Genomic DNA, 26,646 nt, shown 5'->3' on the forward strand with positions numbered 1-26,646 from the left:
TCTGCAAGGCGGGGCCATTACGGTCGAATGTTAGAATCGGCCGATTCTAACACCAGCCCCCGGCATCCCCATGGAGCGGATTCAGCGCATCGAAACCTGGTTGTCCGGCCTCTGGCCGGGCGTTTCCTTCACCCTCGCCCCGGCCTCGGCGGACGCCAGTTTCCGCCGCTATTTCCGCGTCAGCCGGAGCGGCGGCGAGAGCCTGATCGTCATGGACGCCCCGCCCGGCCACGAGGACGTGCGCCCCTGGCTGAAGGTGCAGCGCCTGTTCCACGACGCCGGCGTGCATGTGCCGGAAGTCCTCGCCACCGACCTGGAGCAGGGCTTCCTGCTGCTCTCCGACCTGGGCAGCACCACCTATCTGGCGGCGCTCACCGCCGAGCGCGTGGCGGACATCCCCGGCGACTACCTGGCGGCGCTCGATGCCCTGATCAGGATCCAGGCCGCCAGCCGCCCGGACGTGCTGCCGCCCTACGACCGGGCGCTGCTGCTACGCGAACTGGAGCTGTTCCCCGACTGGTACATCGGCCGCCAATTGAACCTGACCCTGGACGACGCCCAGCGCCAGACCCTCTCCCGCATGTTCGACCGGATCCTGGCCGTGAATCTGGCCGAGCCCCGGGTCTTCGTCCATCGCGACTACCACTCGCGCAACCTGATGCTGGTCGCCGAGAACGAGGGTGCCAATCCCGGCATCATCGACTTCCAGGACGCCGTCCATGGCCCCATCAGCTACGACCTGGTCTCCCTGCTGAAGGACGCCTACGTGGACTGGGACGAGGAGATCGCCCTGGACTGGCTGGCGCGCTACTGGGAACGGGCGAAGAAGGCCGGCCTGCCGGTGCGCCCCGACTTCGCCGAATTCCACCGCGACTACGAATGGATGGGCATGCAGCGCCACCTCAAGGTGCTGGGCATCTTCGCCCGCCTCCATCACCGCGACGGCAAGGACGGCTACCTGAAGGACATGCCCCTGGTGGCCAAATACCTGCGCCGCGCGGTGGAGCGCTACGACGAGCTCACCCCGCTGCGCCGCCTGCTCGACCAACTGGAAGACAAGATCACCGTGCTCGGCCACACCATGGACAAAGCGGCACTGGACCGCAAACAGGCGCAGGGTGAAGCCTGAATCCTCAGTCCGCGCCACACCCCGCGCCGGAGTCCGATCGTGAAAGCCATGATCCTGGCCGCCGGCCGCGGCGAACGCATGCGGCCATTGACCGACGCCACCCCCAAGCCGCTGCTCGCCGTCGGCGGCAAGCCGCTGATCGTCTGGCATCTGGAACGTCTGGCCGCCGCGGGTTTGCGCGAGGTGGTGATCAACCATGCCCATCTGGGCGCGCAGATCGAGCACGCCCTGGGCGACGGCCGCGCCTTCGGCCTGTCCATCGCCTATTCGCCGGAACCGCCCGGCGCCCTCGAGACGGCCGGCGGCATCGCCCGTGCGCTGCCTCTTCTGGCCGGCGAGAGCGAGAGTTTCCTGGTGGTGAATGGCGACATCTGGTGCGACTACGATTTCGCCCGGCTGCCGCAACTCGCCCCCGGCGATCTCGCCCATCTGGTGCTGGTGCCCAACCCGCCCCAGCATCCCGACGGCGATTTCGTGCTGGACGAGGGTGGCCGCGTCGCCGACGCGCCTGCGGCCCCAGGCCCGCGCCTCACCTTTTCCGGCATCGGCCTTTACCGCCCCGCGCTGTTCGCCGGCCTGGCGCCCGACCGCCCGGCGAAGCTGGCGCCGCTGCTGCGCGCGGCGATGGCCCAGGCCCGGGTCTCGGGCGAACGCCACGACGGCCGCTGGGAAGACGTCGGCACGCCGCAGCGGCTGGCCGACCTGGACCGGGAACTGAAGTAACGCTCATGGAAACCAATTCCCGCTCCAGTCCATGAAATACGCGAAAGACAGGAAGGCCCACCCCCTCCCGGCCTCCCCCTCTCCGGGGGAGGTGACGGTGCCGGCTCGTTACGCTCGAAAATTTGATCTGCCGTTTCAATTCGCTGTTTCACGCTAAGCTGACCCCATGGACATCGCTCCCTTCAAAGACCGCCGCGACCGCCTGCTCGCCCGCATCGGCGCCGGCGTCGCCGTGATCCCGACCGCCGCGGAAAAGATCCGCAACCGGGACGCCCACTACCCCTATCGCGCCGACAGCTACTTCCATTACCTCTCCGGCTTTCCCGAACCGGAAGCGGTACTGGTGCTGATCGGCGGCCAGGAATGCAATGCGCCGCGCAGCATCCTGTTCTGCCGCGACAAGGACGTGGACAAGGAAATATGGGACGGCTTCCGCTACGGCCCCGAGGCGGCGCGGACGCAATTCGGCTTCGACGAGACCTTCTCCGTCGCCGAACTGGAGAAGAAACTGCCCGAACTGCTGGCCGACCAGCCGACCCTCTGGTACTCGCTGGGCCACGACGCCGAATGGGACGCCCGCGTCACCGCCGCCCTGAATTCGGTGCGCGCCCAGACCCGCGCCGGCAAGCGCGCACCGGCCGCGATCCACGACGTGCGCGTGCCCCTGGACGAGATGCGCCTGATCAAGGACGGCCAGGAGACCGCCCTGATGAAGCAGGCCGCCGCCATCAGCGCCGACGCCCATCGGCGCGCGATGCGTTGCGCCGCGCCGGGCCGCCACGAATACGAGATCGAGGCCGAACTGCTGCACGAGTTCCGCCGGCGCGGCAGCCAGGCGCCAGCCTACGGTTCCATCGTCGCCGCCGGCGCCAATGCCTGCGTGCTGCACTACGTCAGCAACGACCGGCAGATCCAGGACGGCGACCTGATCCTGATCGACGCCGGCTGCGAACTCGACGGCTACGCCGCCGACATCACCCGCACCTTTCCCGCCAACGGCCGCTTCTCCGGCCCCCAGCGGGACATCTACCAACTGGTGCTGGCCGCCCAGGACGCCGCCGTCGCCGCCATCCGCCCCGGCGCCCGCTTCCACCACCCCCACGACGCGGCCGTCGGGGTCCTGGCGCAGGGACTGCTCGACCTCGGGCTGCTCGCCGGAACACTGGACGAAGTGCTGACGAAGGAAACCTACAAGCGCTTCTACATGCACCGCACCAGCCACTGGCTGGGCCTCGACGTCCATGACGTGGGCGAATACAAGGAGGGCGACGACTGGCGCGTGCTCGCCCCCGGCATGGTGCTGACCGTGGAGCCCGGCTGCTACATCCGTCCCGCCGACGACGTGCCGGCGGCCTTCTGGAACATCGGCGTGCGCATCGAGGACGACGCCCTGGTCGGCACCGACGGCTGCGAACTGATCACCCGCGGCGTGCCGGTCGCCATCGACGAAATCGAAGCACTGATGCGAAAGGATTGAGCGTGGCGCATGAGAACGTCGATATCGCCGTGATCGGCGGAGGACCGGCTGGAATGGCATTGGCCCTGGCCCTGCATCGCCACGGCCAGGCCGCCGAAATCTTCGACGCCCGCGCCCGCGACGCCGGCCGCGCCGACCAGCGCATCCTGGCCCTCTCGCACGGCTCCCGGCAGACCCTGGAGTGGCTGGATGCCTGGGAGGCGATCGAGTCCACGCCGATCCGCGCCATTCACGTCTCCCAGCGCGGCGGCCTGGGGCGCACCCTGATCCGCGCCGAGGAAGTCGGCGTGCCGGCTCTGGGCTACGTGCTCACCGCCGCCAGCCTGATCGCCGCCCTCGACGGCGCCCTGCGGCGGGCGCGGATTCCCTATCGCGAGCACAGCAAGGTCGACGTCGTCGGCGCGGCATCGAGCGTTGCGGACGCGGTCGACTTCAACATCGCCGGCGTGCGCCACCGCGCCGCCCTGCTGGCCTACGCGGAAGGCGCGATCGGCGAGGAAGTGGACGCCGGCCGCCGCGACTACGGCCAGCACGCGCTGATCTTCACCGCCACCGCCAGCCAGCCCCACGGCGGCCGGGCCTGGGAGCGCTTCACGCCCGACGGCCCGCTGGCCCTGCTGCCACTCGCCGGCAACGGCGGCCGCGACCTGGCGGTGGTGTATACCTGCGATCCGGAACAGGCGCGGCAATTCACCGCGCTGGACGACACCGCCTTCCTCACCCGCCTTCAAGCGCATTTCGGCAACCGGCTGTACTTCACCGCGCTGGGGCCGCGCCACGTGTTTCCGCTCGGCCTGCGCTATCGCAGGACCGTCGTCGCCCCGCGCCAGGTCTGGCTCGGCAATGCCGCCCAGACCCTGCATCCGGTGGCCGGCCAGGGCTTCAACCTGGCCCTGCGCGACATCCGCGACCTGGCCCGCAGCCTGGGCCCCGCCGCCGATCCGGGAGACGCCGCCCTGCTGGCCGCCTACGCCGCCCGCCGCCAGGCCGACCGCAGCGGCACCATCGGCTTCACCGACTCGCTGGTGCGGCTGTTCAGCAACGACAACCCGCTGCTGCACCACCTGCGCGGCGCCGGCCTGCTGGCGCTGGACCTGCTGCCGCCGCTCCGCCACTTCGTCGCCCGGCGCATGATCTGGGGCGCAAGGGCCTGGTGAGGGGGCATCTGCTATGCTATCCGCGGACTGTCCGGAGACACGCAATGCCGACGATCAGCAGCTTTTTCGGAATCGTGATCCAGATGTTCTGGCGCGAACATGCGCCGCCCCATTTTCATGCGCTCTACGGCGAGCATGAGGCCCTGATCGATATCAGGACCCTGGAAATCATTGCAGGGGAATTGCCCAAGAGGGCTCTCGGTCTGACTGTCGAGTGGGCCATTGAGCATCGCGCAGAATTGATGGAGGACTGGAATCTATGCCAATCCAAGCAAATACCCCGCAAGATTCCGCCGCTGGAATAAACCCGTCGCCCATCGCCCCGTGGAGAGTGGCCGCAGTGTCAGTGTTGCCCGGCCACAGGCTCGCCGTTACATTCAAGGATGGCAGCAGCGGCACCCTGGACCTGTCCTCGGTTCTGGAGGCAAAAGATGCCGGCATCTATACCGCCCTGGCCGACCCGGAGTTCTTTGAACAGGCCACCCTGGAACTCGGCGTGATCACTTGGCCCAATGGCGCAGATCTGGACCCTGCCTGGATCTATGAGGAAACACGCAACAGGAAACTGTGGTCCGTCCCCTTTTAACCGCGTGGCAAGGGGAATGGCCCGTCCGAGTCCCGGCGGACCGGGATGTTCAGTCAAACGGGTTGATGACGCGAGCACCCGCGCCCCTGAAGTCTTCCGTGTTGCGTGTGACGATGGTCAGATCGTAGATGAGCCCGATCGCGGCGATCTGTTTGTCGATGGGATGGTGCGGATTCGGCGACATGAGCCTGCCCCACACTTGCGCACAGTCGATATCGAAACCGAGAATCCTGTCGGCGTAATCCGCGACAAGGGCATCGAGCCAATCCTCAAGCCGCTTCGCCTGCGCCATGTCGCCACGGCCGCGCACATTTTCCAGCCCACGACGAATTTCGCCGACGGTTTGCACGGCCAGGTAGATTTCTTCCGCCGCAAGCGCGGCGAAAAACCGCCGTACGCCGGAATTGGCCCGATCCCCCTTGCGCAGCTCGCTGACGACGTTGGTATCCAGCAGGTACATCAGGCCCGACGGGAATCGAAGTCTTCGTCGGTGCCGACATCAGGCATGTCGGCCAGTACCTCCTTGAAGGTGCGACGCAACGGGCGGACAAGCGCCGCGCGCAGAATTTCCCGGTGCTCCGCCTCGGCGCTGCGTCCGTGCGCAGCCGCCGCCCGTTTCAATGCCTGCGTCACCGCGGGGTCGATGTTGCGAACGACTAGATTGGTGGCCATGACGTGCTCCACAGAATGATTGCAGTGATTGCATTATAGAAAATTCGCACTCACGACAGAGGCGCCACGTTGTCTTCCCTTCCTGCGGCACGCCCCCCCCCATCTCCGCCATTGCACAAAAATTAATCACGCGGGTAGAATCCGCCCCCTTCCCCCGGATTTGCCCATTCACGTCGCCATGGACTTTCTCGGTTTCACGCTGCGCAACAATCTGTTCGTCGCGCCCATGGCCGGGGTGACGGATCGCCCGTTCCGCCAGTTGTGCAAGCAGTTGGGCGCGGGGCTGGCGGTGTCCGAGATGGTGACGTCCAACTCCCTGCTCTACGGCAGCGCCAAGACCCGGCGCCGCGCCAACCACGATGGCGAGGTGGAGCCGATCTCGGTGCAGATCGCCGGCGCCGACCCGAAAATGATGGCAGAGGCCGCCCGCTACAACGTGGACAATGGCGCCCAGATCATCGACATCAACATGGGCTGCCCGGCCAAGAAGGTCTGCAACGTGATGGCCGGCTCGGCGCTGATGCAGGACGAGGCCCTGGTGGGGCGCATCCTCGACGCGGTGGTGGCCGCCGCCGGCAGCACCCCGGTGACCCTGAAGTTCCGCACCGGCTGGAACCGCGAGCACAAGAACGCCCCGACCATCGCCCGCATCGCCGAGTCCGCCGGGGTGCGCGCCGTCGCCATCCACGGCCGCACCCGCGCCGACCAGTACACCGGTTCGGCCGAATACGACACCATCGCCCTGGTGAAGACCCTGGTGCGGATTCCGGTGATCGCCAACGGCGACATCACCACGCCGCAGAAAGCCAAGGCCGTGCTGGAGGCCACCGGCGCCGACGGCCTGATGATCGGCCGCGCCGCCCAGGGCCGGCCCTGGCTGTTCCGCGAGATCGAGCATTACCTGAGGACCGGCGAGCTGCTGCCGCCGCCGCGGGTGGCCGAGATCCATCGCATCCTCAAGTCGCACCTGGCCGACCTCTACGCCTTCTACGGCGAGGAGACCGGCGTACGCATCGCGCGCAAGCACATCGGCTGGTACACCAAGGGCCTGGTGGGCTCCTCCCACTTCCGCCACGCGATGAACCAGCTCGCCACGGTGGAACGGCAACTGGCGGCCACGGACGAATTCTTCCTCGCCCAGGCCGCCGCCAACGACCAACTTTGCTACGAGGAGGCGATCGCCGCATGAGCGCCCCGCACGGCCGCCCGAAGGGGCGCATTACACAGACCGGAGCCGCAGTGCGGCGAACCGTCGTCACCCCCTCCCTTGAGGAGGGGGTCGGGGGGAGGGTAATCCAGTGAGTGCCCAGCGCCGGGCCGCCCCTAGCGGGCGCCAGTCAACAACACGGAGGTCGCGCCAGGCGCGGCCGAACACTTGTCACTCCCTGCCTCGGGCAGGGGGTTGGGGGGAAGGTCGTCCATGAGCGCCGAACTAGCCGACTGCGTCCGCAGGTCCCTCAACCGCTACTTCCGCGACCTCGACGGTCAGGAGCCGCACGCCATCTACGACATGGTGATCCGCACCGTGGAGCGGCCGATGCTGGAAGTGGTGATGAAACAGGCCAACGGCAACCAGAGCGCGGCCGCCGAGATTCTCGGCATCAACCGCAACACCCTGCGCCGCAAGCTCACCGAACACGATTTGCTCTGAAGCCCCTCTGAAGCCCACATGGCGCCGGCTCGCTTTGCTCGCACATCCGACCTGCCGGTTCAATTCGCGATTTCACGTTAAGTCCATCCGACCATGAAAGTCACTCAAGCCCTGATCAGCGTTTCCGACAAGCACGGCGTCGTCGATTTCGCCCGCGCGCTCGACCAACTCGGCGTCAAGCTGTTGTCCACCGGCGGCACCGCCAAGCTGCTGCGCGAGGCCGGCCTGCCGGTCACCGACGTCTCGGACTACACCGGTTTCCCGGAAATGCTCGACGGCCGCGTCAAGACCCTGCATCCCAAGGTCCACGGCGGCATCCTGGGGCGGCGCGACTTGGCCGAGCACCGCCAGACCATGGCGCAGCACGACATCCCCGCCATCGACCTGGTGGTGGTGAATCTCTATCCCTTCCGCGAGACCGTGGCCAAGCCCGGCTGCACCCTGGAGGACGCGATCGAGAACATCGACATCGGCGGCCCCGCCATGGTCCGCGCCGCCGCCAAGAACCACGGCAACGAAGCGGGCGGCGTCGGCATCGTCACCGATCCGGAGGACTATGGCCTGATCGTCGAGGAGCTGGAGCAGAACGACCGGGTGCTGACCTACCGGACCCGTTTCGAACTGGCGAAGAAGGCCTTCACCCATACCGCCCGCTACGATTCGGCCATTTCCAACTGGCTCACCAGCCTGGATGCCGACGACAAGCCCGGCGTCTTCCCCGAGCAGTTGCAACTGGCCTTCGACCGGGTGGAAGTGCTGCGCTACGGCGAGAACCCCCACCAGCAGGCCGCCTTCTACCGCGAGACCGACCCGGTGCCCGGCACCATCGCCAGCTACCGCCAGCTCCAGGGCAAGGAGCTGTCCTACAACAACATCGCCGACGCCGACGCGGCCTGGGAATGCGTCAAGGCGTTCGATAGTCTGGGCGCCCACGCCGCCATCGCCTGCGTCATCGTCAAGCACGCCAACCCCTGCGGCGTGGCCCTGGGCGCGACGGCGGAGGAAGCCTATCGCAAGGCGTTCTCCACCGACCCCACCTCGGCCTTCGGCGGCATCATCGCCTTCAACCACGCCATCGACAAGGCGGCGGCGGAAGCCGTCGCCGGCCAGTTCGCCGAAGTGATCATCGCCCCCGAGATCACCGCCGAGGCGCGCGCCGTCTTCGCCGCCAAGCAGAACCTGCGCGTGCTGCTGGTGCCCCATGGCCAGATCAGCGGCGCCTTCGACTACAAGCGCGTCGGCGGCGGCCTGCTGGTGCAAAGCGCCGACGAGGCGCGGGTGGCGCTCAACGACATCAAGGTGGTGACCAAGCGCGCGCCGAACGAGCGGGAGATGGGCGACCTGCTGTTCGCCTGGCGCGTCGCCAAGTACGTCAAGTCCAACGCCATCGTCTATTGCAAGGACGGCATGACCGTCGGCGTCGGCGCCGGCCAGATGAGCCGGGTGGACTCGGCGCGCATCGCCGCGATCAAGGCCGAGAACGCCAAGCTGACGGTGAAGGGCTCGGTGGTCGCTTCCGACGCCTTCTTCCCCTTCCGCGACGGTCTCGACGTGCTGGCCCAGGCCGGCGCCACCGCGGTGATCCAGCCCGGCGGCTCGGTGCGCGACGCGGAAGTGATCGCCGCCGCCGACGAGCAGGGCGTCGCCATGGTGTTCACCGGCTTCCGGCACTTCCGTCACTAAACTCATTTGCCACGGAGGGCGCGGAGCACACGGAGATTCCTGTCGCATCGGTTTTTCCGTTTTCGACTCTGTGTCCTCTGTGATCTCTGTGGCTAAGAGGTTTTCATGAAACTACTCGTCATCGGCTCCGGTGGCCGCGAACATGCCCTGGCCTGGCGCCTGGCCCAATCCCCCAAGGTGCAGAAGGTCTACGTGGCGCCCGGCAACGCCGGCACGGCGCGCGAGGCGGGAATCGAGAACCTGCCGCTGTCCGCGATTCCCGAGCTGGTCGAATTCGCGCGCCGGGAGGACATCCACGCCACCGTGGTGGGCCCCGAGGCGCCGCTGGCGGCCGGCGTGGTGGATGCCTTCCGCGCCGTCGACCTGCGCATCTTCGGCCCCACCCGGCTGGCGGCCCAGCTGGAATCGTCGAAGGACTTCGCCAAGCAGTTCATGGCCCGCCACGGCATTCCCACCGCCCGCTTCCAGACCTTCGGCAACGCCGAGGCCGCCCATCGCTACGTCGACGCCGAGGGCGCGCCGATCGTCGTCAAGGCCGACGGCCTCGCCGCCGGCAAGGGCGTGGTGGTGGCGATGAGCGCGGACGAGGCCCACCAGGCCATCGACGACATGCTCTCCGGCAACAAGCTCGGGGATGCCGGCGCCCGCGTCGTGATCGAGGAGTTCCTCGATGGCGAGGAGGCCAGCTTCATCGTCATGGCCGACGGCCGGCACGCCCTGGCGATGGCCACCAGCCAGGACCACAAGCGCCTGCTGGACGGCGACCTCGGTCCCAACACCGGCGGCATGGGCGCCTATTCGCCGGCGCCGGTGGTCACGCCCGACGTCCACGCCAGGGTGATGCGCGAGGTGATCATGCCCACCATCCGCGGCATGGAGAGCGACGGCATCCTCTACACCGGCTTCCTCTACGCCGGCCTGATGATCAAGGCCGACGGCTCGCTGAAGGTGCTGGAATTCAACTGCCGCTTCGGCGACCCTGAAACCCAGCCGATCATGATGCGGTTGAAGAGCGATTTCGTCGACCTGATCGACGCCGGCATCGATGGCCGGCTCGACCAGGTGGAGGCCGAATGGGACCGCCGCGTGGCGCTGGGCGTGGTGCTGGCGGCCGGCGGCTATCCGGACAACCCGAAGAAGGGCGACGTGATCCACGGCCTGCCCGAGCGGTCCGCCGAGGACGCCCACGTGTTCCATGCCGGCACCGCCCTGGCCGACGGCCACGTCGTCACCGCCGGCGGCCGGGTGCTCTGCGTCACCGCGCTGGGCGACACCGTGAAGCTGGCCCAGAACCGGGCCTACGAAACGGCCGAACAGATCCGCTTCGACGCCATGCAGATGCGTCACGACATCGGTCACCGCGCCATCCGGCGCTGAGCGCGAAAGCCCTTCCCATGGCGACCCGCTGGCGCGTTTTCCGGTTGATGAAAACGCGCCTGATCGCCTTCGCCCTGGCGCTGGTCCTGCTCGGTCTGCTCGTCCGCATCCTGCTTCTGAGCGGTTTCCTGCGCGAAGAAATCGAGCAGTTGATCACCGCGCAGCAGATTTCCCAGGCCGACTACGTGGCGCAGGACATCGACGCCAAGATCCGGGCGCGCCAGGATCTGGTGCGGCAGCTGGCCGACCATCTGCCGGTGGATCTGCTGCGGCGGCCCGACGCCCTGCAAGCCTGGCTGGTCGAACGGCAGGATCTGTATCCGCTGTTTTCCAACGGCCTGACCGTGATCGACCTCGCCGGCATCGCGCTGGCCGACGCCTCGCCGCTGGAAGGGCGGCGCGGCGCCTCCTATGCCGACCGCGACTGGTTCAAGGCGGTGCGCAACAGCGGCAAGAGCGTCATGAGCCCGCCCCTGCTGGGTCGGATCAGCCGCCAGCCCAGCATCGTCATGGCGGCGCCGATCAAGGACGGGTACGGGAACCTGTTCGCCGTCCTGGCCGGCACCACGGCCCTCGCGGCGCCGGGCTTCCTCGACCTGGTGCAGGAACACAAGGTGGGCCAAAGCGGCGGCTTCCTGGTCGTCTCCCCCCAGGACAGGATTTTCGTCACCGCCTCCAACCCGGAGCTGACGCTCCGCCCCTTGCCGGCGCCCGGCGCCAATCCGCTCCATGATCGCGCCATGGCCGGCTACCGGGGCGGCGGCCTCACCGTCAATGCCCAGGGGAAAGGGGAAATCTCCGCCATCGCCAGCATTCCCGCCGCCAACTGGTTCCTGGTCGCCAGCACCCCGGCCCGGGAAGCCTTCGCGCCCATCGACCGCCTGTACGGCGTCCTGCTGCGCAATACGCTGCTCATCGGCATCGTCGTCGTCCTGAGCGCGCTGATCGTCCTCAGCTGGCTGTTCCGGCCCCTGACCCACGCCGCGCAACAAGTGAATGCGATGGCCGCGGGACGGATCGGCCTGCGGGCGCTGCCGGTGGTCAGAAACGACGAGGTGGGCGACCTCGCCGCGGGCTTCAACCTGCTCCTGGGCAAGCTGCGCGATCGCGAGGCCATCCTGGCCCGCATCGCCCACCACGACCCGCTCACGGCGCTGCCCAACCGCTCCACCCTCCTCGATCGCCTGAACCAGAGCATCGCCCTGGCCCAACGGCGGCACAGCCGGCTGGCGTTGCTGTTCCTCGATCTGGACGGTTTCAAGTCGGTCAACGACGATCACGGCCACGACGCCGGCGACCGCCTGCTCCACGCCGTCGCCCAGCGCCTGCGCGGCACCGTGCGCAAGGCCGACATGGTCGCCCGCTTCGGCGGCGACGAGTTCGTCATCCTGCTCACCGACATCGGCGACGCCGCCAGCGCCGAGCGGATCGCGGACAAGTGCCTCGCCGCGCTGGCGCCGCCGGTGGCCGTGGACAAGCTGCAACTGACGATCGGCGCCAGCATCGGCATCGCCCTCTACCCCGACCATGCCGACAACGCCAGCAGCCTGCTGGCCTGCGCCGACGCCGCCATGTACGACGCCAAGCGCAGCGGACGCAACAGCTGCCGCCTCGCTCCCTTGCCCGAAAACACGTAGGACCGCCATGGATACCCAACGCCTCAGAGACTATTTCACCGGCCTGCAGGAACGCATCGTCGGCGCCCTGGAAACCTTCGACGGCCGGAAGTTCACACGCGACGCCTGGGGTCGCGGCACGTCGATCCTGATCGAGGAAGGCGACTTCTTCGAGCGGGGCGGAGTGAATTTCTCCCACGTCACCGGCGACCGGATGCCCGCCTCGGCCACCGCCCACCGTCCGGAACTGGCGGGACGGCGCTTCGAGGCGATGGGCCTCTCCCTGGTGCTGCATCCGCGCAACCCCTACTGCCCCACCAGCCATGCCAACGTGCGCTGCTTCATCGCCACCGCGGCGGGCCAGGAACCGGTCTGGTGGTTCGGCGGCGGCATGGACCTGACGCCCTACTACGGTTTCGAGGAGGACGCGGTGCATTTCCACCGCACCTGCCGCGACGCGCTCGCCCCCTTCGGCGCCGACGTCCATCCGCGCTACAAGAAATGGTGCGACGAGTATTTCTTCCTCAAGCACCGCAACGAGGCGCGCGGCATCGGCGGCGTGTTCTTCGACGACCTGAACGAAGGCGGCCCCGGCGGCCCGGACGCCAACTCGCCGTTCGAGCGCTGCTTCGCGCTGGCCCGGGCGGTGGGCGACAATTTCCTCGACGCCTATCTGCCGATCCTGGAACGGCGCCGCGACCTGCCCTACGGCGAGCGGGAGCGCGACTTCCAGGCCTACCGGCGCGGCCGCTACGTCGAATTCAACCTGGTCTGGGACCGGGGCACCCTGTTCGGCCTGCAATCGGGCGGGCGCACCGAGTCCATCCTGATGTCCCTGCCGCCGCTGGTGAAGTGGCGCTACGACTGGCACCCGCAGCCGGGCAGCGCCGAGGAACGGCTGTACACGGAATTCCTGCCGCCACGCGACTGGGTCTGAATTGATTCCTCCGGATCAACAATGAAACATCGCTAAAAAGAAGGGAAAGACCAAGCCCAGGCAGGGAGCGGAAGAGAAATTCAACCCTCGAAGCCAGGGCTTTGATTGTTTCCCAAAAAGAAACAATCAACCCTACTGAATGGCGATTTGATTTTCAGCGACCTTGAGCGCGGCGGCCGCCCGGTAGTGCGAGTTGGCTTCCTCGGGCCGCTCCAGGTAGTCCAGCAGTTGCGCCAGCTCCAGATGGGTCTCCAGCAACGGCCGCACCGACAGCGAGGCTTCCAGATAGCTCTGCGCCTTGCCCCAGAGTTGCTGGCGGCGGCAGAGCCGGCCCAGGGTCAGCAGCAGCTGCGCATCGCGGGGCTGCGAGGGCAGCCACTTCTCCGCGTGGGAAATGCGCCGCAGCACGTCGCCGCCCTCGCATTCGCCATAGGCGCTGACCAGCGCCGAGTCCCATTGCTCGGCCAGGGCGTCCTCGATCAGGCGCGCCGCTTCGCTGCAATCGCCGATGGCGATCAGGCGGCGGGCGGCGTCCAGCGCCAGGCGCGGATCGCGGCGTTCCTCCTCGGGCATCCGGGCCAGGTATTGCCCCAGGCCGTCCCGGTCATCGCCCAGGGCGCGCAGGTTGCCGCGATGCGCGCGCAGGCGCAGCGCGGCGGCCTGGGTCGGCGTCATCGCATGATGCTTTTCCAACTGGCGCAGCAGATGCAGCACCTCGCGCCAATTGCCCAGGCCCTGCTCGACCTTGAGCGACAGGCGCAGGGCCGCGATATGGCGTCCCTTCTCGCGCTCCAGGGCCTGCAGCGCGGCGCGGGCGCGGAGGAAGTCGCGGGATTCGGCGGCCACGGTGGCATCCACCATCAGCCGGGCCATGCGCAGCGGATCGTCGGCACGGTCGCCGCCCAGTTCCCGCCAGTGTTCGCTCTTTTGCCTGTCGCCCATGTTGTGGGCCGCGACCTGGGCGATCAGCGTGGCCATCGCCGACGACTGGCCGGCGCGATAGGCCATCTCGGCCCGTTTCAGGGCGTGGCCGAAACGGCCCTCCAGCAGCAGGCGGCCGGCGTCCTGGATCGCCATCTGACTCTTGGCGTGCAGCCGGTCGGCGCGGAAGGCCGCCACCTGGGCGGGCATCGCCAGCACGGCGGCGGCGCCGCGCAGCAGCAGATGAAGCAGGAAGAAACCGCCCAGCGTCAGCAGCACCAGCAGGTTGAGGGACAGTTCGACGCGCCAGGGCGGCAGCACGAACAGCACATAGCCCGCGTTGTAGCGGGCCGCCAGCGACAGGCCCACCGCCAGGGCCGCCAAAGCGATCAACCAGAGCAGGACGCGCATCAGCGGCTTTCCTGCGTCGCGGCGGCGCCCTTGGCCGCCGTGGCGCGGGGGGCCGACGGCAGCGCTTCGCGGCTGCGGCTCAACTTGAAATTGCGCACCGCGTCGAGCGTCTCGTTCAGGCTCGGCAGGTCCTTGGCGATATCCATCTCGCCCAGGCTCCTGACCGTGTCCAGCGCGTGCTGCACCGGGCGGGCGCGGCCGTCGAAATAGTGATTGAGCCAGATGCCGGACTGGCGCATGTCCTCGCGGAAGGAACGCGCATCGCGCGACAACAGGGAAAGCCGGGCATTGACCAGGCGCAGCTTGAGGTTCTCGCGCAGGAAGAAGGTCTGGCTGGGCGCGAGCAGGCCCGGATCGACCTGGTCCACCCGTTCGATGCGCACCAGCTGACGCGCCTCGGCCCACAGGTCGCCGAACAGGGTGCGCCACCACGCGGGCGCGGCGGCCTCCGTGGCGGGCAGCCCCCCTCCCCCTTTGTCTTTGCTCCCCTTGGCGGCCCGCGCCGCCGGCTGCGGCCGTTGCTCGAAGGCGAAGGGCAGGCCGTCGACCGCCGCGATCAGGCTTTCCAGCTTCATCGCCATGCCCGAGATGTCGGCTCCGGGCTGCGCCTTGAGCCGCTCGATGTCGCGGCTGATCAGCTTGCGCAGGGCCAGCCACTGCGGCTGGTTGGCGCGGGCCAGGCGGGCGTCGGCGCCCTCCAGGGCGATCAGCGCCGCCTCGACGTTGCCGGCCAGTTGCAACTGCTGGGCGGCGATCGTCAGGGTCTGTTCGATCTCGGCCAGCAGACGCTCGTCGCGGCCGCGCGAGAGTTCCTGGTACATCGCGTCCAGCGCCAGTTGCTGGCTTTGCGACTCGACCAACTGGGCTTCCAGCACGCCGAGCTTGGCCTGGAGCGCCGCCACCGCCTCCTGGTTCTGCCGCGACAGGACGCGGCTCTCCCGGGCGACGCTGTCGCCCTCGGCCAGGCGCCTGGCCACTTCGGTTTGCAGATCGGACAGCCGGACGCGGGTCTCCAGCCACTGCCAGCCGAGCAGGCCCAGGGCGGCGAAGGCGATCAGCACGGCGGGACGGCGCAACGGCGCCCGCGCGCGGGAAGCCGCGCCGCCCTCGGGGCCGCGGCTGGTCAGCGCGGGCGCGGGGTCGGCGGAAGGAACGGAGTTATTGGTGTTGTTCACGGGCGAAGTATTGCATGAGTCCATCGAGCAGGCCCGCGTCGCCGGGGCCGGTCAGAATCACCGATTGCAGCCCCAGTGCCGCCGCCTGCTCGGCGATGCGGGCGTGGGGCGCGAAGGTGGGGGTCTTCTTCAGCCAGGCCTGGCCCAGCTTGCCGACCATGGCATGGAGGTTGCGCAGGCCCTCGCTGCTGGTCACCGTCATCGCGTCGAGCGTGCCGTCGGACCAGAGTTTCAAGAGCGGCGCCGGGTCCAGCGCCGGCCGGCTGCGCCGGTAGCAGCTCAGGTACTCGACCTGGGCGCCGCGCGCGGCCAGGGTCTCGCCCAGCAGCTCGCGGCCGCCGTCGCCGCGGAAAATGATCACCCGCCTGCCGGCCATGGCCCGCAGCGGAGGCAATTCCAGCAGCGCCTCGGAATCGAAGCGGTCGGCGGGGGCGATCACCCGCCCAATGCCGTAGCGCGCCAGTTCCGCCTCGCTGCTCTTGCCCACCGTCGCCGCCGGCAGGCCGGCCGGCCAGGCGCGGCGCGAGAGGATCACCGAGAGGGCGTGATGCACGGCGTTGGGGCTGACGAACACCGCCAGATCGAACTGCTCCAGGCGCCGCGCGACTTCCAGCAAGGGCGTCACATCGTCGATCGGCGCGATCGCCAGCACCGGGAACAGCACCGGGTGCGCGCCCCGTTCCGCCAGGGCCTGGGCGAGATGCGCGGCCTGTCCGGCCGGCCGCGTGATCACGATCCGGCGTCCCGCCAGCACGTCGTCCGGGCAGCAGACCGCGGCCATCGTTTATGACTTGGCGGCCGCCGGCGCCTGCGGCGGGGCGTCCCCCAGGGCGGCGAGAATCCGGTCCGCCCCCTGCGCCCGCAGCTCGGCGGCCAGGGCCAGGCCGAGCGTTTCCGGCTCGGCGCTGTCGCCTTCCAGTTCGGCGCGCGCGATGCGGCTGCCGTCCGGCAGGGCGACGAAGCCGCGCAGCCACAGGCGCTGCCCGCGCAATTCGGCATAGGCGCCCAGGGGCACTTCGCAACTGCCGGCCAGCGCCCGCGACACCGCGCGTTCGGCGCGCACGCAGGCGGCGGTGGCGGGATCGTTGAGGAAGGCCAGCCAGCCGGCGACCTCCGGCCGCCCGGCCAGGGCCTCGATGCCCAGGGCGCCCTGGCCGGCCGCGGGCAGCGAGGCCGCGGCCGGCAGCACCGAGCGGATCCGATCCTTCAACCCCAGGCGGGTGAGGCCGGCCGCCGCCAGGATGATCGCGTCGTATTCGCCGGCATCGAGCTTGCGCAGCCGGGTGTCGAGGTTGCCGCGCAGGCTGGTCACCGCCAGGTAGGGATAGCGGGCGTGGAGCTGGGATTCCCGGCGCAGGCTGGAGGTGCCGACCACGGCGCCGGGCGGCAGGTCGTCCAGCGTCGCGTACTTGTTGGAGACGAAGGCGTCCAGCGGCACTTCGCGCGGACCGATCGCCGCCAGGGTGAAATCCGCGCCCATTTCCATCGGCACGTCCTTCATCGAATGCACGGCGATGTCGGCGCGGCGGTCGAGCAGCGCGGTTTCCAGTTCCTTGACGAACAGGCCCTTGCCGCCCACCTTGGCCAGCGGACGATCGAGAATCTGGTCGCCCCGGGTGGTCATGCCCAGCAGCTCGACGCTGCAACCGGGATAGCGGACGCGCAGCAAATCGCGCACATGTTCCGCCTGCCACAGGGCAAGGCGGGATTCGCGGGTGGCGATGACGATGCGCTGCGGCGCGGCGATGGTGTCGGAGGAATTCACGGCATGCCTTGAAAACGGTCGAAAACCGCGTGGATTCTAGCATGTCCGCCGATGCCGCCGGCGCTGTGCGGGCTCCGCCGGCCGGCGCTTCAGCGTGAAAAACGAGCTTTGCCGCCGCGCCACCCCGGAGGATGGCGAAGGGATGGAATACCGAAAAAGCTTTTCCGCCGGGCCGCCCCAAGGAAAAGCGGCACGCGGCGCCAGCCGCGTCCTATCGGTGCCGCCACGAAGCTCCCCCAAACATCCGAGCGCAGCGAGCCAGAAAGAACCCCCTCCGGGGGCGAAGGGGGGCGAGCCCCACTCAGCCTTTCAACAGCGCCCGCAACTGCGGCCACTGGCGGCGGCTGGCCGCCACCCGGTCGGGGATGCCGCGCAGGATCAACTGCCAGCGCGGTTCCGCCTCGTTCGCGGCCTCGGCGCCGCCGGCCTCCCCTTCGCTCCCCTCGCCCTCCCCGCCGCGCTCGTAGCCGGCGATGGCGGCGCGCGCCACCAGGCAGTTGCGATGCGCGCGGATGAAGCGGGCGCCGAACTCGGCCTCCAGCTGGGCCAGGGAATCCTCCAGCAGATATTCGCCGGACGCGGTCCGGGCCGTGACATAGCGCTGGTCCGCCTTCAGGTACAGCACGTCCTCGACGGGGATCAGGCGCACCCGCCCGCGCTCGCTCGAACGCAAGTGGCGGCGGCCTTCCGGCGCCAGCGTCTGCAACGCCGCGGCGTCGAGTCCTCGCGCCGCGCCGCCCTGGCGGCCGACCCGGATCAGCGCCTCCTGCAGGCGCTGGGCGCGCACCGGCTTCAGCAGGTAATCCAGCGCGCACAGCTCGAAAGCCTTGACCGCGTACCGATCGTAGGCGGTGACGAAGATCAGCGCCGGCGCCGGCGCCCGCCGCGCCAGATGGAGCGCCAGTTGCAGACCGTCCATGCGCGGCATGCGGATATCCACCAGCACCGCGTCGAGGAGCAGATGCTCGGCGCGCTCCAGCGCCTCGACGCCGTCCGCGGCCTCGGCCAGTACCTGGGTCGGCACCGCGTCGGCGACGTCCTCCAGCAGTTGCCGCAACCGGGCCCGCGCCGGTGCTTCGTCATCGACCAGCATCAGGCGCAGCGGCAAGGCGCTCACAACGCCGTCTCCCGCCGATGGGGCAGCACGATGCGCAACTGGTAGCGGTCGCCCTTGACCTCGACGTTGAGGCTGGCGGCCTGGCCGTAGAACAGTTGCAGGCGCTCGCGGATGTTGGCCAGCGCCATGCGGTTGCCCTGGGCATGGACATGCCCCGGTCGGAATGGATTGGACAACTCGATCAGCACCATCGGGCCGGCGCTGGCCAGGCGGATGGCGATCGGCCCCGGCGCCGGCAGCGGCTCGATGCCGTGGTAGACCGCGTTTTCCAGCAGGGGCTGGAGGATCAGGCGCGGCATGGTGGCGTCCGGCGGGCAGTTGGCGACGTCCCACTGCACCTGCAGCCGCTCGCCCAGGCGCAGGCGCTCCAGGTCGAGGTACTGGCGACAGAGGGCGATCTCCTCCGACAGCGACACCAGCTCCCGCGGGTCCTGCATCTGGGCGCGGAACAGCTCGGCCAGTTCCTCCAGCGCCGCCTCCGCCCGTCGTGGATCGCCGCGGATCGTGCCCAGCACCGCGTTCAGGCTGTTGAACAGGAAATGAGGGCGGATGCGGGCGGTCAGGGCCATCAAGCGGGCCTCGGTCAGCGCCTCGCTCGGCGGCCGGCGCGCGCCCAATGCCAGGGACAGCGCCAGGGCCAGCGCGGCCCCCGCTCCGCCCCACCCCAGGGCCGCCGCCAGGCCGGGCTCCAGCCCGCCCCAACGCAGCATCAGCGCGAGCAACCCGACCAGCGCCTCGCTGGCGGCGAACACCGCCAGCCCCCGCGCCAGGGGCCGCTCCAGCCATTCGCGCCAGCCCCCGCACGGCGCGGCGGACATGGCGGCGGCATCGGGGAATTGCCGTATACTTTCGTCCTCTTCGGCCATTGGCCAATCCCATTGACTCTCATTGATTCGGCGGCATTTCGATTATGACAGAACAACTCGGCGCGGCAGACGCCGGCAAGGCCTGGTCGGGACGTTTTTCCGAACCGGTTTCCGATCTGGTGAAGCGTTACACCGCCTCGGTGTTTTTCGACCGGCGCATGGCGTTGCAGGACATCCGCGGCTCGCTGGCCCACGCCAGGATGCTGGCCAGGCAACGGATCATTTCCGCCGAGGACCTGGCCGCCATCGAGCGCGGCATGGCCCAGGTGCAAGGCGAGATCGAGTCCGGCGGCTTCCAGTGGAACCTGGACGACGAGGACGTCCATCTCAACATCGAGAAGCGCCTCACCGCACTGGTCGGCGATGCCGGCAAGCGCCTGCATACCGGCCGCTCGCGCAACGACCAGGTGGCCACCGACATCCGCCTCTGGCTGCGCGACACCATCGATACGGTGGATGGCCTGCTGGCCGCCTACATCCGCGCCCTGCTGGCGCTGGCCGAGGCGCACGCGGCGACGCCCCTGCCCGGATTCACCCATTTGCAGGTGGCGCAGCCGGTCACCTTCGGCCACCATCTGCTGGCCTATGTGGAGATGGCCCGCCGCGACCGCGAACGCATGATCGACGCCCGCAAGCGCGTCAACCGCCTGCCGCTGGGCAGCGCCGCGCTGGCCGGCACCACCTTTCCCATCGACCGCGAATTCGTCGCCCGCGAACTGGGTTTCGAAGGCGTCTGCGAGAATTCGCTGGACGCCGTGTCGGACCGGGATTTCGCCATCGAATTCCTCGCCGCCGCGTCCCTGGTGATGGTCCATGTCTCGCGCTTCTCCGAGGAGCTGATCCTCTGGATGAGCCCGCGCGTGGGCTTCATCGACATCGCCGACCGCTTCTGCACCGGCTCCTCCATCATGCCGCAGAAGAAGAACCCGGACGTGCCGGAACTGGCGCGGGGCAAGAGCGGGCGCGTGTTCGGCCATCTGATGGGCCTCCTGACCCTGATGAAGGGTCAGCCGCTGGCTTACAACAAGGACAACCAGGAGGACAAGGAGCCCTTGTTCGACACCGCCGACACGTTGGTCGACACCCTGCGCATCTTCGCCGACATGGTGCCCGGCATCAGCGTCAAGCCGGAAGCCATGGCCGCCGCGCTGAAGCAGGGCTACGCCACGGCGACGGATCTCGCCGACTATCTGGTGAAAAAGGGCCTGCCCTTCCGCGATGCCCACGAAGCCGTGGCCCGCGCGGTGCGCGCCGCCGAGCAGAAGGGCTGCGACCTGCCGGATTTCAGCCTGGCCGAGTTGCAGGCGTTCTCGCCCCTGATCGGCGAGGACGTCTTCGCCGTGCTCACCGTGGCCGGCTCGCTCGCCGCCCGCAACCACGTCGGCGGCACCGCGCCCGAGCAGGTGCGCGCCGCGATCCAGCGCATCCGCCAGGGGCTCTGAGTTGCAACCTCCCCGCCCCGCGTCCCGGCACTAGGCGGGGTACGTACCGGCCATGGAGCGCATCGGCAAATACGCCATCCTGCGCCAGCTCGGCCAGGGCGCCACGTCCACCGTGTATCTGGGCCACGACGACTTCGCCCGGCGCGAAGTGGCGGTCAAGGTGATCGCCCAGGAGGCCCTGCAGGACCGCGAGAAGGGCCGGCTCTACCGCCATCTGCTGATCAACGAAGCCTCGCTGGCCGGCAAGCTGAACCACCCGCACATCGCGCAGATCTACGACGCGGTGCTCGGCGACGACCTCAGCTACATCGTGATGGAGTACGTGCCGGGCGGCACGCTGGAATCGTTCTGCGCCCCGGAGCGCCTGCTGCCGCTGGAACGGGTGGTCGAGATCGTTTTCAAATGCACCCGCGCGCTGGACTACGCCCATCGCCTGGGGATCACCCACCGCGACATCAAGCCCGCCAACATCCTGCTGGCGCCGCAGGGCGACGGCGACATCAAGATCTCGGACTTCGGCGCGGCCCTGCTCAACGACAGCAATCAGAGCCGCACCCTGGTGACGGGCGTCGGCTCTCCGGCCTACATGTCGCCGGAACAGGTGCAGGACCAGCCCCTCAGCCATCAGACCGACATCTACTCCCTCGGCGTGTTGATGTACCAACTGCTTTCCGGGCGCCTGCCCTTCCATGCCAGCAGCAACTACGGGATGGTGTACCAGATCGTCAATGCCGAACCGCCCCCGCCGTCGACCTTCCGCGCCGAAATCCCGCCGGAGCTGGACGCCATCGTCACCCGGGCGATGCAGAAATCCCCCGAGGCGCGCTACCGCGACTGGGACGAGTTTTCCCACGACCTGGCGCAGTCATTCCGCAATCAGAAGCTGCCCACCCGGCACGACAACGTGGCGGACAGCGAGAAGTTCGAGACCCTGCGCGAACTGCCCTTCTTCCGCGAGTTTTCCGATGCCGAGCTGTGGGAGGTGATGCGGCTCGCCACCTGGAGCGACGTCAGCGCCGGCACGCTGCTGATGAGGGACGGCGAGGCCGGCGACTACTTCTGCTTCGTGGTCGGCGGCGAAGCCCGGGTCGCCAAGCGCGGCCGCACGCTGGGCCTGCTGACGCCCGGCGACTGCTTCGGCGAAATGGCCGTGGTCGCGCGCAACGTCCGGGCGCGCGGCGCCGACGTGACGGCGCAGACCGATTCGCGCATCATCACCATCCGCGCCGAGGCGCTGCGCCACGCCTCCGACACCTGCCGCATGCACTTCTACCAGGGCTTCCTGGAGGTTCTCGCCCGCCGCCTGTCGATGGCCAACGCCCGCCTCGCGGCGCTCTGAGCGAACTTGGCGGCCTTTGGCCGCCCTCCGCGCTTAACCAAAACCTCGGTTCAAACCACGGTGACACGGCGGGCACGGCGAAAATCTTCCTCGTCGAGTAGGAGCGGGCCATGCCCGCGACCGGCGCATTGCCGCCCACCGGTTCGCGGGCATGGCCCGCTCCTACAAGGTCAGAACGCCCGTGCTTCCTTGACAGCGCTTTTCCGCCGCGCCGCCGCAAGGAAAAGCGGAACGCGGCGTCAGCCGCAACCTATCGGTGCCGCCACGAAGCGCCCCCAAACACCCGAGCGCAGCGAGCCATATCGAATCCCCCGGAGGGGGCGAAGGGGGGCGAGCCTACCCACCCCCATTCAGCCAAGCCTCGCGCGCCCGGCGCGCGGCGTCGAACAGGGCCTCCAGTCCGGGACCGTCGGCGCTGGCGAGCAGGACGCGCAGACGCAGCAGCTGGGCCATGTAGGCATCGAGTTCCTGCAGCAGGGCGTGGCGGTTGGCGATGCTGATGTCGCGCCACATTTCCGGATGGCTGCTGGCGATCCGGGTGAAATCGCGGAAGCCGCTGGCGGCGAAGCTGAACAGCTGCTCGGCGTTTTCCCGATCGGCGATCTCATGCACCAGGGCGTAGGCCAGCAGATGGGGGAGGTGGCTGACGGCGGCGAAGGTGCGGTCGTGCCCTTCCGGCGTCAGCTCGCTGACGCGGGCGCCGCAGGCTTCCCAGGCGGCGCGCACCCGCGCCACGGCGGCCGCGGGGTTCTCCGGCAGCGGCGTCAGCACCACGCGCTTGTCGCGATACAACTCCGCCACGGCGGCGGCCGGCCCGCTTTTTTCCGCCCCGGCAATCGGATGCCCCGGCACGAACTGATCGATCCTGCCGCCCAGCGCGGCGCGGGCGGCGGCCACCACGTCGGACTTGGTGCTGCCGCCGTCGGTCACCACCGTACCGGAGGCGAGGTGGGGCGCCATGGCGGCGAAGGCCGCGGACATCTGTCCGACGGGCATGCCCAGGAGCACCAGATCGGCGTGCTCAAGCCCGTCGCTCCAGTCCTCGGCGATGCGATCCAGGATGCCCAGCGCCTGGGCCGCTTCCAGGGTTTCGCGCCGGCGCCCGAGACCGACGACCTCATCCACCACGCCGGCCGCCTTGAGGGCCAGGGCGAAGGAGCCGCCGATCAGGCCGACGCCGGCCACCAGGACTTTGCCAAGCCGTGCCATGCGCCGTCCGCCTCAAGCCGCCAGGGCAACGCCCAGCGCCTCCAGGAAGCGGGCGTTCTCCCGCTCCAGGCCGATGGTGACGCGCAAGTGCTCGGGCATGCCGTAGCCGGCGATCGGCCGCACGATCACGCCCTCCCGCAGCAGGCGCTGGTTGACGCCGGCGGCGTCGCCGGCGCGGAAGGTGACGAAGTTGCCGTGGGAAGGAATGTGCTCCAGGCCCAGGCGCTTCAGGCCGGCGACGATCTGCTCCATGCCCACGCGATTGAGTTCGAAGCTCTCGGCCAGGAACAGGTGGTCGTCCAGCGCGGCCTGGGCGGCGGCCAGGGCCAGGTTGTTGACGTTGAAGGGCTGGCGCACGCGGTTCAGCAGATCGGCCACGGCGGCGGATGCGGCGGCGAAGCCGACGCGCAGGCCGGCCAGGCCGTAGATCTTGGAAAAGGTGCGGGTCACCACCAGGTTGGGGAACTCGCCCAGCCAGGCCGTGGCGTCCTCGCGCAGGGCGGGCGGCAGGTATTCATTGTAGGCCTCGTCCAGCACCACCACCACCTCGGCCGGCACGCGGCCGAGGAAGGCGCGCAGTTCGGGGTAGGGCAGGAAGGTGCCGGTCGGATTGTTGGGGTTGGCGATCCAGACCACGCGGGTGTCGGGTCGGATCGCGGCGGCCATCGCCTCCAGGTCGTGGCCGAACTGGCGGGCCGGCACCTCGATGCATTCGGCGCCCGTGGTCAGCGTCGCCAGCGGGTAGACGGCGAAGGCGTGGCGCGAGAACACGGCGGAGCGGCCCGGCGCCAGGAAGGCGCGGGCGACCAGGTCCAGCACGTCGTTGGAGCCGTTGCCCAGCACCACCTGGCCGGGCGCCAGCCCCAGGCGCCCGGCCAGCAGGGCGATCAATTCGAACTGGTCCGGATAGCGCTCGATGCCGTCGATCGCCTGCGCCACCGCGGCCCGCGCCTTCGGGCTCATGCCGAGCGGATTCTCGTTGGAGGCGAGCTTGACGATGCGCTCCACCGGCAGCCCCATCTGCCGCGCCAGCTCGGTGATCGGCTTGCCCGGCACATAGGGGGAAATGGCGCGAACGTAGTCGGGAGCCTGGGAGGCGATGCTCATGATCGGTTGAACCTCAGAAAGCGGCGCGGGGATAGGACCCCAATTCCTTGACGAAACCGGCGCAGGCCCGCAACTCCGCCAGCGCGGCGGCCAGCGGCGCATCGAGGCGATGCCCCTCCAGATCCACGTAGAACACGTACTCCCAGGGGCTTCCCCCCAGGCCCCGGGCGGGACGCGACTCGAAGCGGCTCATCGACACGCCGTGCCGGGCAAAGGCGCCCAGCAGCTCATGGACCGCGCCGGGGCGGTTCTGCGCCGAGCAGACCAGGGAGGTGCGGTCATGGCCGGAGGGCCCGGCGTCATGATGGGCGACCACCACGAAGCGGGTGGTGTTGTTGGGATCGTCCTCGATGTTGGCCGCCAGTATCGGCAGATCGTAGAGCGAGGCCGCGGCCTCGCCGGCGATGGCGGCGGAATCCGGCTCCGCGGCCGCCAGACGGGCGGCTTCGGCATTGCTGGCCACGGCCACGCGCGGCACCTGCGGCAGGTTGCGGTTCAGCCACTCGTGGCACTGGCCCAGGGACTGGGCATGGGAATAGATCGTCTTGACGGCGGCCACGGCGGTGGCTCGCGACATCAGATTGTGGTGGATCGGCAGCAGCACTTCGCCGCAGATCCGCAGCGGCGACAGCAGCAGCAGGTCCAGGCTGCGGCCCACGGCGCCTTCGCTGGAGTTTTCCACCGGCACCACGCCGTAATCGGCGTTGCCCGCCTCCACGGCGCGGAAGACGTCATCGATGGCGGCGCAGGGGGAGAACCCGGGCGCGGCGCCGAAATGCTTCTTCGCCGCGCTCTCCGAGTAGGTGCCGGCCGGCCCCAGATAGGCGATGGCGAGCGGCTGCTCCAGCGCCAGGCAGGCGGACATGATCTCGCGGAACAGGTACTGGACCGTCGCGCCCGACAAGGGGCCCGGATTGCGCTCGGCGATGCCGCGCAGTATCTGGGCCTCGCGTTCCGGCCGGTAGATCACGCCCTGCTTGATCTCGCCGATGCGGTGCGCCAGCCGCGCCCGTTCGCTGATCAGCCGGAGCACCTCGGCATCGATGCGGTCGATGCCGTCCCGAAGGCGTCCCAGTTCCTCCTGCTCATCCGCCACGGCTCAGGCGTCCAGTGGCAGGTAGCGCACGACCAGCACGCCCTCGATCCCGGCGATGCCGTCGATCACGGCCTGGCCGACCTGGCTGTCCACATCCACCAGGGTATAGGCCATCTCGCCGCGGGACTTGTTCACCATGTTGTGGATGTTGAGTCCGGCCTGGGCCAGGGCGGTGGAGATCTGCCCCACCATGTTGGGCACGTTGGCGTTGGCGATCGCCAGGCGGTAGGCGGATTCGCGCGGCATCGAGACGTTGGGGAAGTTCACCGCGTTCTGGATGTTGCCGTGTTCCAGGTAGTCCACCAGTTGGTCGGCGACCATCACGGCGCAGTTCTCCTCCGCCTCCTGGGTGGAAGCGCCCAGGTGCGGCAGGGCGATGATGCCCGGCTTGCCGTTGATCGCGGCGCTGGGGAAGTCGCAGACGTAGCGCCCCAGCTTCTTTTCCGCCAGGGCGGCCAGCACCGCCTCCTCGCTCACCACGCCCTCGCGGGAGAAGTTGAGCAGCACCGCGCCGTGCCGCATCGCGCCGATGTTGTCGGCGTTGATCAGGTTGCGGGTGGCCTCCACCAGCGGCACGTGCAGGCTGACGAACTGGGAATGCTTCAGCACCTCGGCCACGCTGTGGGCCTTCCTCACCTGGGAAGGCAGGCTCCAGGCCGCATCCACGGTGATCTCGGGGTCGTAGCCGTAGACGTTCATGCCCAGCTTGATCGCCGCGTCGGCCACCAGGCAGCCGATCTTGCCCAGGCCGATGATGCCCAGGGTCTGGCCCGACAGTTCGTAGCCGGCGAAGGTCTTCTTGCCATCCTCCACCTTCTTGTCCATCTCGGGGTCGGCCGCGTCCAGCCGGGAGACGAAGTCCAGGGCGCCGGCGATGTTGCGGGCCGCCAGCAGCATGCCGGCGATCACCAGCTCCTTCACCGCGTTGGCGTTGGCGCCGGGGGCGTTGAACACCGGCACGCCGCGCTGGCTCATCGCCTTCACCGGGATGTTGTTGGTGCCCGCGCCGGCGCGGCCGATGGCGCGCACGCTGTGCGCGATGTCCATCGCGTGCATGTCGGCGGAGCGCACCATCACGGCGTCGGGCGCCGCGATGTCCTTGCCGGTCGCGTAACGCTCGGCGGGCAGGCGCTTCAGTCCGAGGGCGGAAATCTGGTTCAGGATCAGGATCTGGAATTGGTTGGCCATGA

Annotated in this window: 26 protein-coding genes; 14 read left to right on the top strand and 12 right to left on the bottom strand. The window is 69.0% G+C overall.

The genetic code is table 11. The annotated features are described in order from the left end of the window. Positions 1-70: 70 nt before the first annotated feature. From B9N43_RS08490 to B9N43_RS08515, 6 genes are all read left to right on the top strand, one after another. A complete protein-coding gene (locus tag B9N43_RS08490; protein WP_145841838.1) occupies positions 71-1,129 on the top strand; it encodes an aminoglycoside phosphotransferase family protein in 1,059 nt (352 codons plus the stop codon). A 48-nt stretch (positions 1,130-1,177) separates the two neighbouring features. Further along, a complete protein-coding gene (gene murU / locus B9N43_RS08495) occupies positions 1,178-1,852 on the top strand; it encodes an N-acetylmuramate alpha-1-phosphate uridylyltransferase MurU (protein WP_315904564.1) in 675 nt (224 codons plus the stop codon). Positions 1,853-2,018: 166 nt separating this feature from the next. Continuing rightward, positions 2,019-3,329 (top strand): Xaa-Pro aminopeptidase, encoded by a 1,311-nt coding sequence (pepP, locus tag B9N43_RS08500; protein ID WP_145841840.1) that lies wholly within the window; start codon positions 2,019-2,021, stop codon positions 3,327-3,329. Positions 3,330-3,331: 2 nt separating this feature from the next. Continuing rightward, on the top strand, positions 3,332-4,486 hold the full coding sequence (locus B9N43_RS08505) for an FAD-dependent monooxygenase (RefSeq protein WP_145841841.1): 1,155 nt from the start codon (positions 3,332-3,334) through the stop codon (positions 4,484-4,486). 44 nt (positions 4,487-4,530) lie between these two features. Further along, positions 4,531-4,791 (top strand): DUF4160 domain-containing protein, encoded by a 261-nt coding sequence (locus tag B9N43_RS08510; RefSeq protein WP_145841842.1) that lies wholly within the window; start codon positions 4,531-4,533, stop codon positions 4,789-4,791. 35 nt (positions 4,792-4,826) lie between these two features. Then, positions 4,827-5,072 carry a DUF2442 domain-containing protein gene (locus tag B9N43_RS08515; protein ID WP_261379300.1) on the top strand — a complete coding sequence of 82 codons (246 nt, stop codon included), beginning with the start codon at positions 4,827-4,829 and terminating at the stop codon, positions 5,070-5,072. A gap of 49 nt (positions 5,073-5,121) precedes the next feature. Here B9N43_RS08515 and B9N43_RS08520 read toward each other — a convergent pair whose 3' ends face one another. Together B9N43_RS08520 and B9N43_RS08525 are read right to left on the bottom strand one after the other, a co-directional pair. Continuing rightward, positions 5,122-5,532 (bottom strand): type II toxin-antitoxin system VapC family toxin, encoded by a 411-nt coding sequence (locus B9N43_RS08520; RefSeq protein WP_145841844.1) that lies wholly within the window; start codon positions 5,530-5,532, stop codon positions 5,122-5,124. Further along, on the bottom strand, positions 5,532-5,744 hold the full coding sequence (locus B9N43_RS08525; RefSeq protein WP_145841845.1) for a FitA-like ribbon-helix-helix domain-containing protein: 213 nt from the start codon (positions 5,742-5,744) through the stop codon (positions 5,532-5,534). The genes B9N43_RS08520 and B9N43_RS08525 overlap by 1 nt, the downstream gene beginning before the upstream one ends. 178 nt (positions 5,745-5,922) lie before the next feature. Between B9N43_RS08525 and dusB the strand changes: the two genes are divergently transcribed. From dusB to hemF, 6 genes are all read left to right on the top strand, one after another. Continuing rightward, positions 5,923-6,933 carry a tRNA dihydrouridine synthase DusB gene (dusB, locus tag B9N43_RS08530; protein WP_145841846.1) on the top strand — a complete coding sequence of 337 codons (1,011 nt, stop codon included), beginning with the start codon at positions 5,923-5,925 and terminating at the stop codon, positions 6,931-6,933. Between the two features lie 231 nt (positions 6,934-7,164). Beyond that, the gene (locus tag B9N43_RS08535) at positions 7,165-7,395 is read left to right on the top strand and encodes a Fis family transcriptional regulator (protein WP_145841847.1); all 231 of its coding nucleotides are present in this window, start codon (positions 7,165-7,167) and stop codon (positions 7,393-7,395) included. Between the two features lie 93 nt (positions 7,396-7,488). Next, a complete protein-coding gene (gene purH, locus B9N43_RS08540) occupies positions 7,489-9,078 on the top strand; it encodes a bifunctional phosphoribosylaminoimidazolecarboxamide formyltransferase/IMP cyclohydrolase (RefSeq protein ID WP_145841848.1) in 1,590 nt (529 codons plus the stop codon). 105 nt (positions 9,079-9,183) lie between these two features. Further along, positions 9,184-10,455 carry a phosphoribosylamine--glycine ligase gene (gene purD, locus B9N43_RS08545; RefSeq protein WP_145841849.1) on the top strand — a complete coding sequence of 424 codons (1,272 nt, stop codon included), beginning with the start codon at positions 9,184-9,186 and terminating at the stop codon, positions 10,453-10,455. Between the two features lie 47 nt (positions 10,456-10,502). Then, positions 10,503-12,092 (top strand): diguanylate cyclase domain-containing protein, encoded by a 1,590-nt coding sequence (locus B9N43_RS08550; protein ID WP_222428691.1) that lies wholly within the window; start codon positions 10,503-10,505, stop codon positions 12,090-12,092. 7 nt (positions 12,093-12,099) lie between these two features. Beyond that, positions 12,100-13,008: an oxygen-dependent coproporphyrinogen oxidase gene (gene hemF, locus B9N43_RS08555; RefSeq protein ID WP_145841851.1), complete on the top strand. Its 909-nt coding sequence runs from the start codon at positions 12,100-12,102 to the stop codon at positions 13,006-13,008. Positions 13,009-13,140: 132 nt separating this feature from the next. Here hemF and B9N43_RS08560 read toward each other — a convergent pair whose 3' ends face one another. From B9N43_RS08560 to B9N43_RS08585, 6 genes are all read right to left on the bottom strand, one after another. Further along, on the bottom strand, positions 13,141-14,340 hold the full coding sequence (locus B9N43_RS08560) for a heme biosynthesis HemY N-terminal domain-containing protein (protein WP_145841852.1): 1,200 nt from the start codon (positions 14,338-14,340) through the stop codon (positions 13,141-13,143). Continuing rightward, a complete protein-coding gene (locus tag B9N43_RS08565; RefSeq protein ID WP_222428692.1) occupies positions 14,340-15,515 on the bottom strand; it encodes a uroporphyrinogen-III C-methyltransferase in 1,176 nt (391 codons plus the stop codon). Before B9N43_RS08565 ends, B9N43_RS08560 begins: the two co-directional genes overlap by 1 nt. After that, positions 15,499-16,296, bottom strand: a complete 798-nt coding sequence (locus tag B9N43_RS08570) for a uroporphyrinogen-III synthase (RefSeq protein WP_145841854.1) — start codon at positions 16,294-16,296, stop codon at positions 15,499-15,501. Before B9N43_RS08570 ends, B9N43_RS08565 begins: the two co-directional genes overlap by 17 nt. 3 nt (positions 16,297-16,299) lie before the next feature. After that, positions 16,300-17,280, bottom strand: coding sequence for a hydroxymethylbilane synthase (hemC, locus tag B9N43_RS08575; RefSeq protein ID WP_145841855.1), 981 nt, complete (start codon positions 17,278-17,280; stop codon positions 16,300-16,302). Between the two features lie 301 nt (positions 17,281-17,581). Beyond that, positions 17,582-18,397, bottom strand: a complete 816-nt coding sequence (locus B9N43_RS08580; RefSeq protein ID WP_315904542.1) for a LytTR family DNA-binding domain-containing protein — start codon at positions 18,395-18,397, stop codon at positions 17,582-17,584. Next, positions 18,394-19,263 (bottom strand): sensor histidine kinase, encoded by an 870-nt coding sequence (locus tag B9N43_RS08585; protein WP_222428693.1) that lies wholly within the window; start codon positions 19,261-19,263, stop codon positions 18,394-18,396. Before B9N43_RS08585 ends, B9N43_RS08580 begins: the two co-directional genes overlap by 4 nt. A 44-nt stretch (positions 19,264-19,307) precedes the next feature. On the opposite strand from B9N43_RS08585, the gene argH reads away from it, so the two are divergent. Then, positions 19,308-20,705 (top strand): argininosuccinate lyase, encoded by a 1,398-nt coding sequence (argH, locus tag B9N43_RS08590; protein ID WP_145841856.1) that lies wholly within the window; start codon positions 19,308-19,310, stop codon positions 20,703-20,705. Positions 20,706-20,757: 52 nt separating this feature from the next. Further along, positions 20,758-22,044, top strand: coding sequence for a serine/threonine protein kinase (locus tag B9N43_RS08595; RefSeq protein ID WP_145841857.1), 1,287 nt, complete (start codon positions 20,758-20,760; stop codon positions 22,042-22,044). Positions 22,045-22,380: 336 nt separating this feature from the next. On the opposite strand, the gene B9N43_RS08600 is transcribed toward B9N43_RS08595, so the two are convergent. From B9N43_RS08600 to B9N43_RS08615, 4 genes are read right to left on the bottom strand one after another with little or no spacing between them, the layout of a single operon-like run. Continuing rightward, positions 22,381-23,253: a prephenate dehydrogenase gene (locus tag B9N43_RS08600; RefSeq protein WP_145841858.1), complete on the bottom strand. Its 873-nt coding sequence runs from the start codon at positions 23,251-23,253 to the stop codon at positions 22,381-22,383. Between the two features lie 12 nt (positions 23,254-23,265). Continuing rightward, a complete protein-coding gene (hisC, locus tag B9N43_RS08605) occupies positions 23,266-24,360 on the bottom strand; it encodes a histidinol-phosphate transaminase (RefSeq protein ID WP_145841859.1) in 1,095 nt (364 codons plus the stop codon). Positions 24,361-24,373: 13 nt separating this feature from the next. Next, entirely contained in the window at positions 24,374-25,456 is a 1,083-nt protein-coding gene (gene pheA, locus B9N43_RS08610) for a prephenate dehydratase (protein WP_145841860.1), read from the bottom strand. 3 nt (positions 25,457-25,459) lie between these two features. Further along, complete coding sequence (locus tag B9N43_RS08615) at positions 25,460-26,644, bottom strand: phosphoglycerate dehydrogenase (RefSeq protein WP_145841861.1); 1,185 nt, start codon at positions 26,642-26,644, stop codon at positions 25,460-25,462. Positions 26,645-26,646 lie beyond the last annotated feature (2 nt).

This window comes from Denitratisoma sp. DHT3 (assembly GCF_007833355.1).
GTDB lineage: Bacteria > Pseudomonadota > Gammaproteobacteria > Burkholderiales > Rhodocyclaceae > Denitratisoma.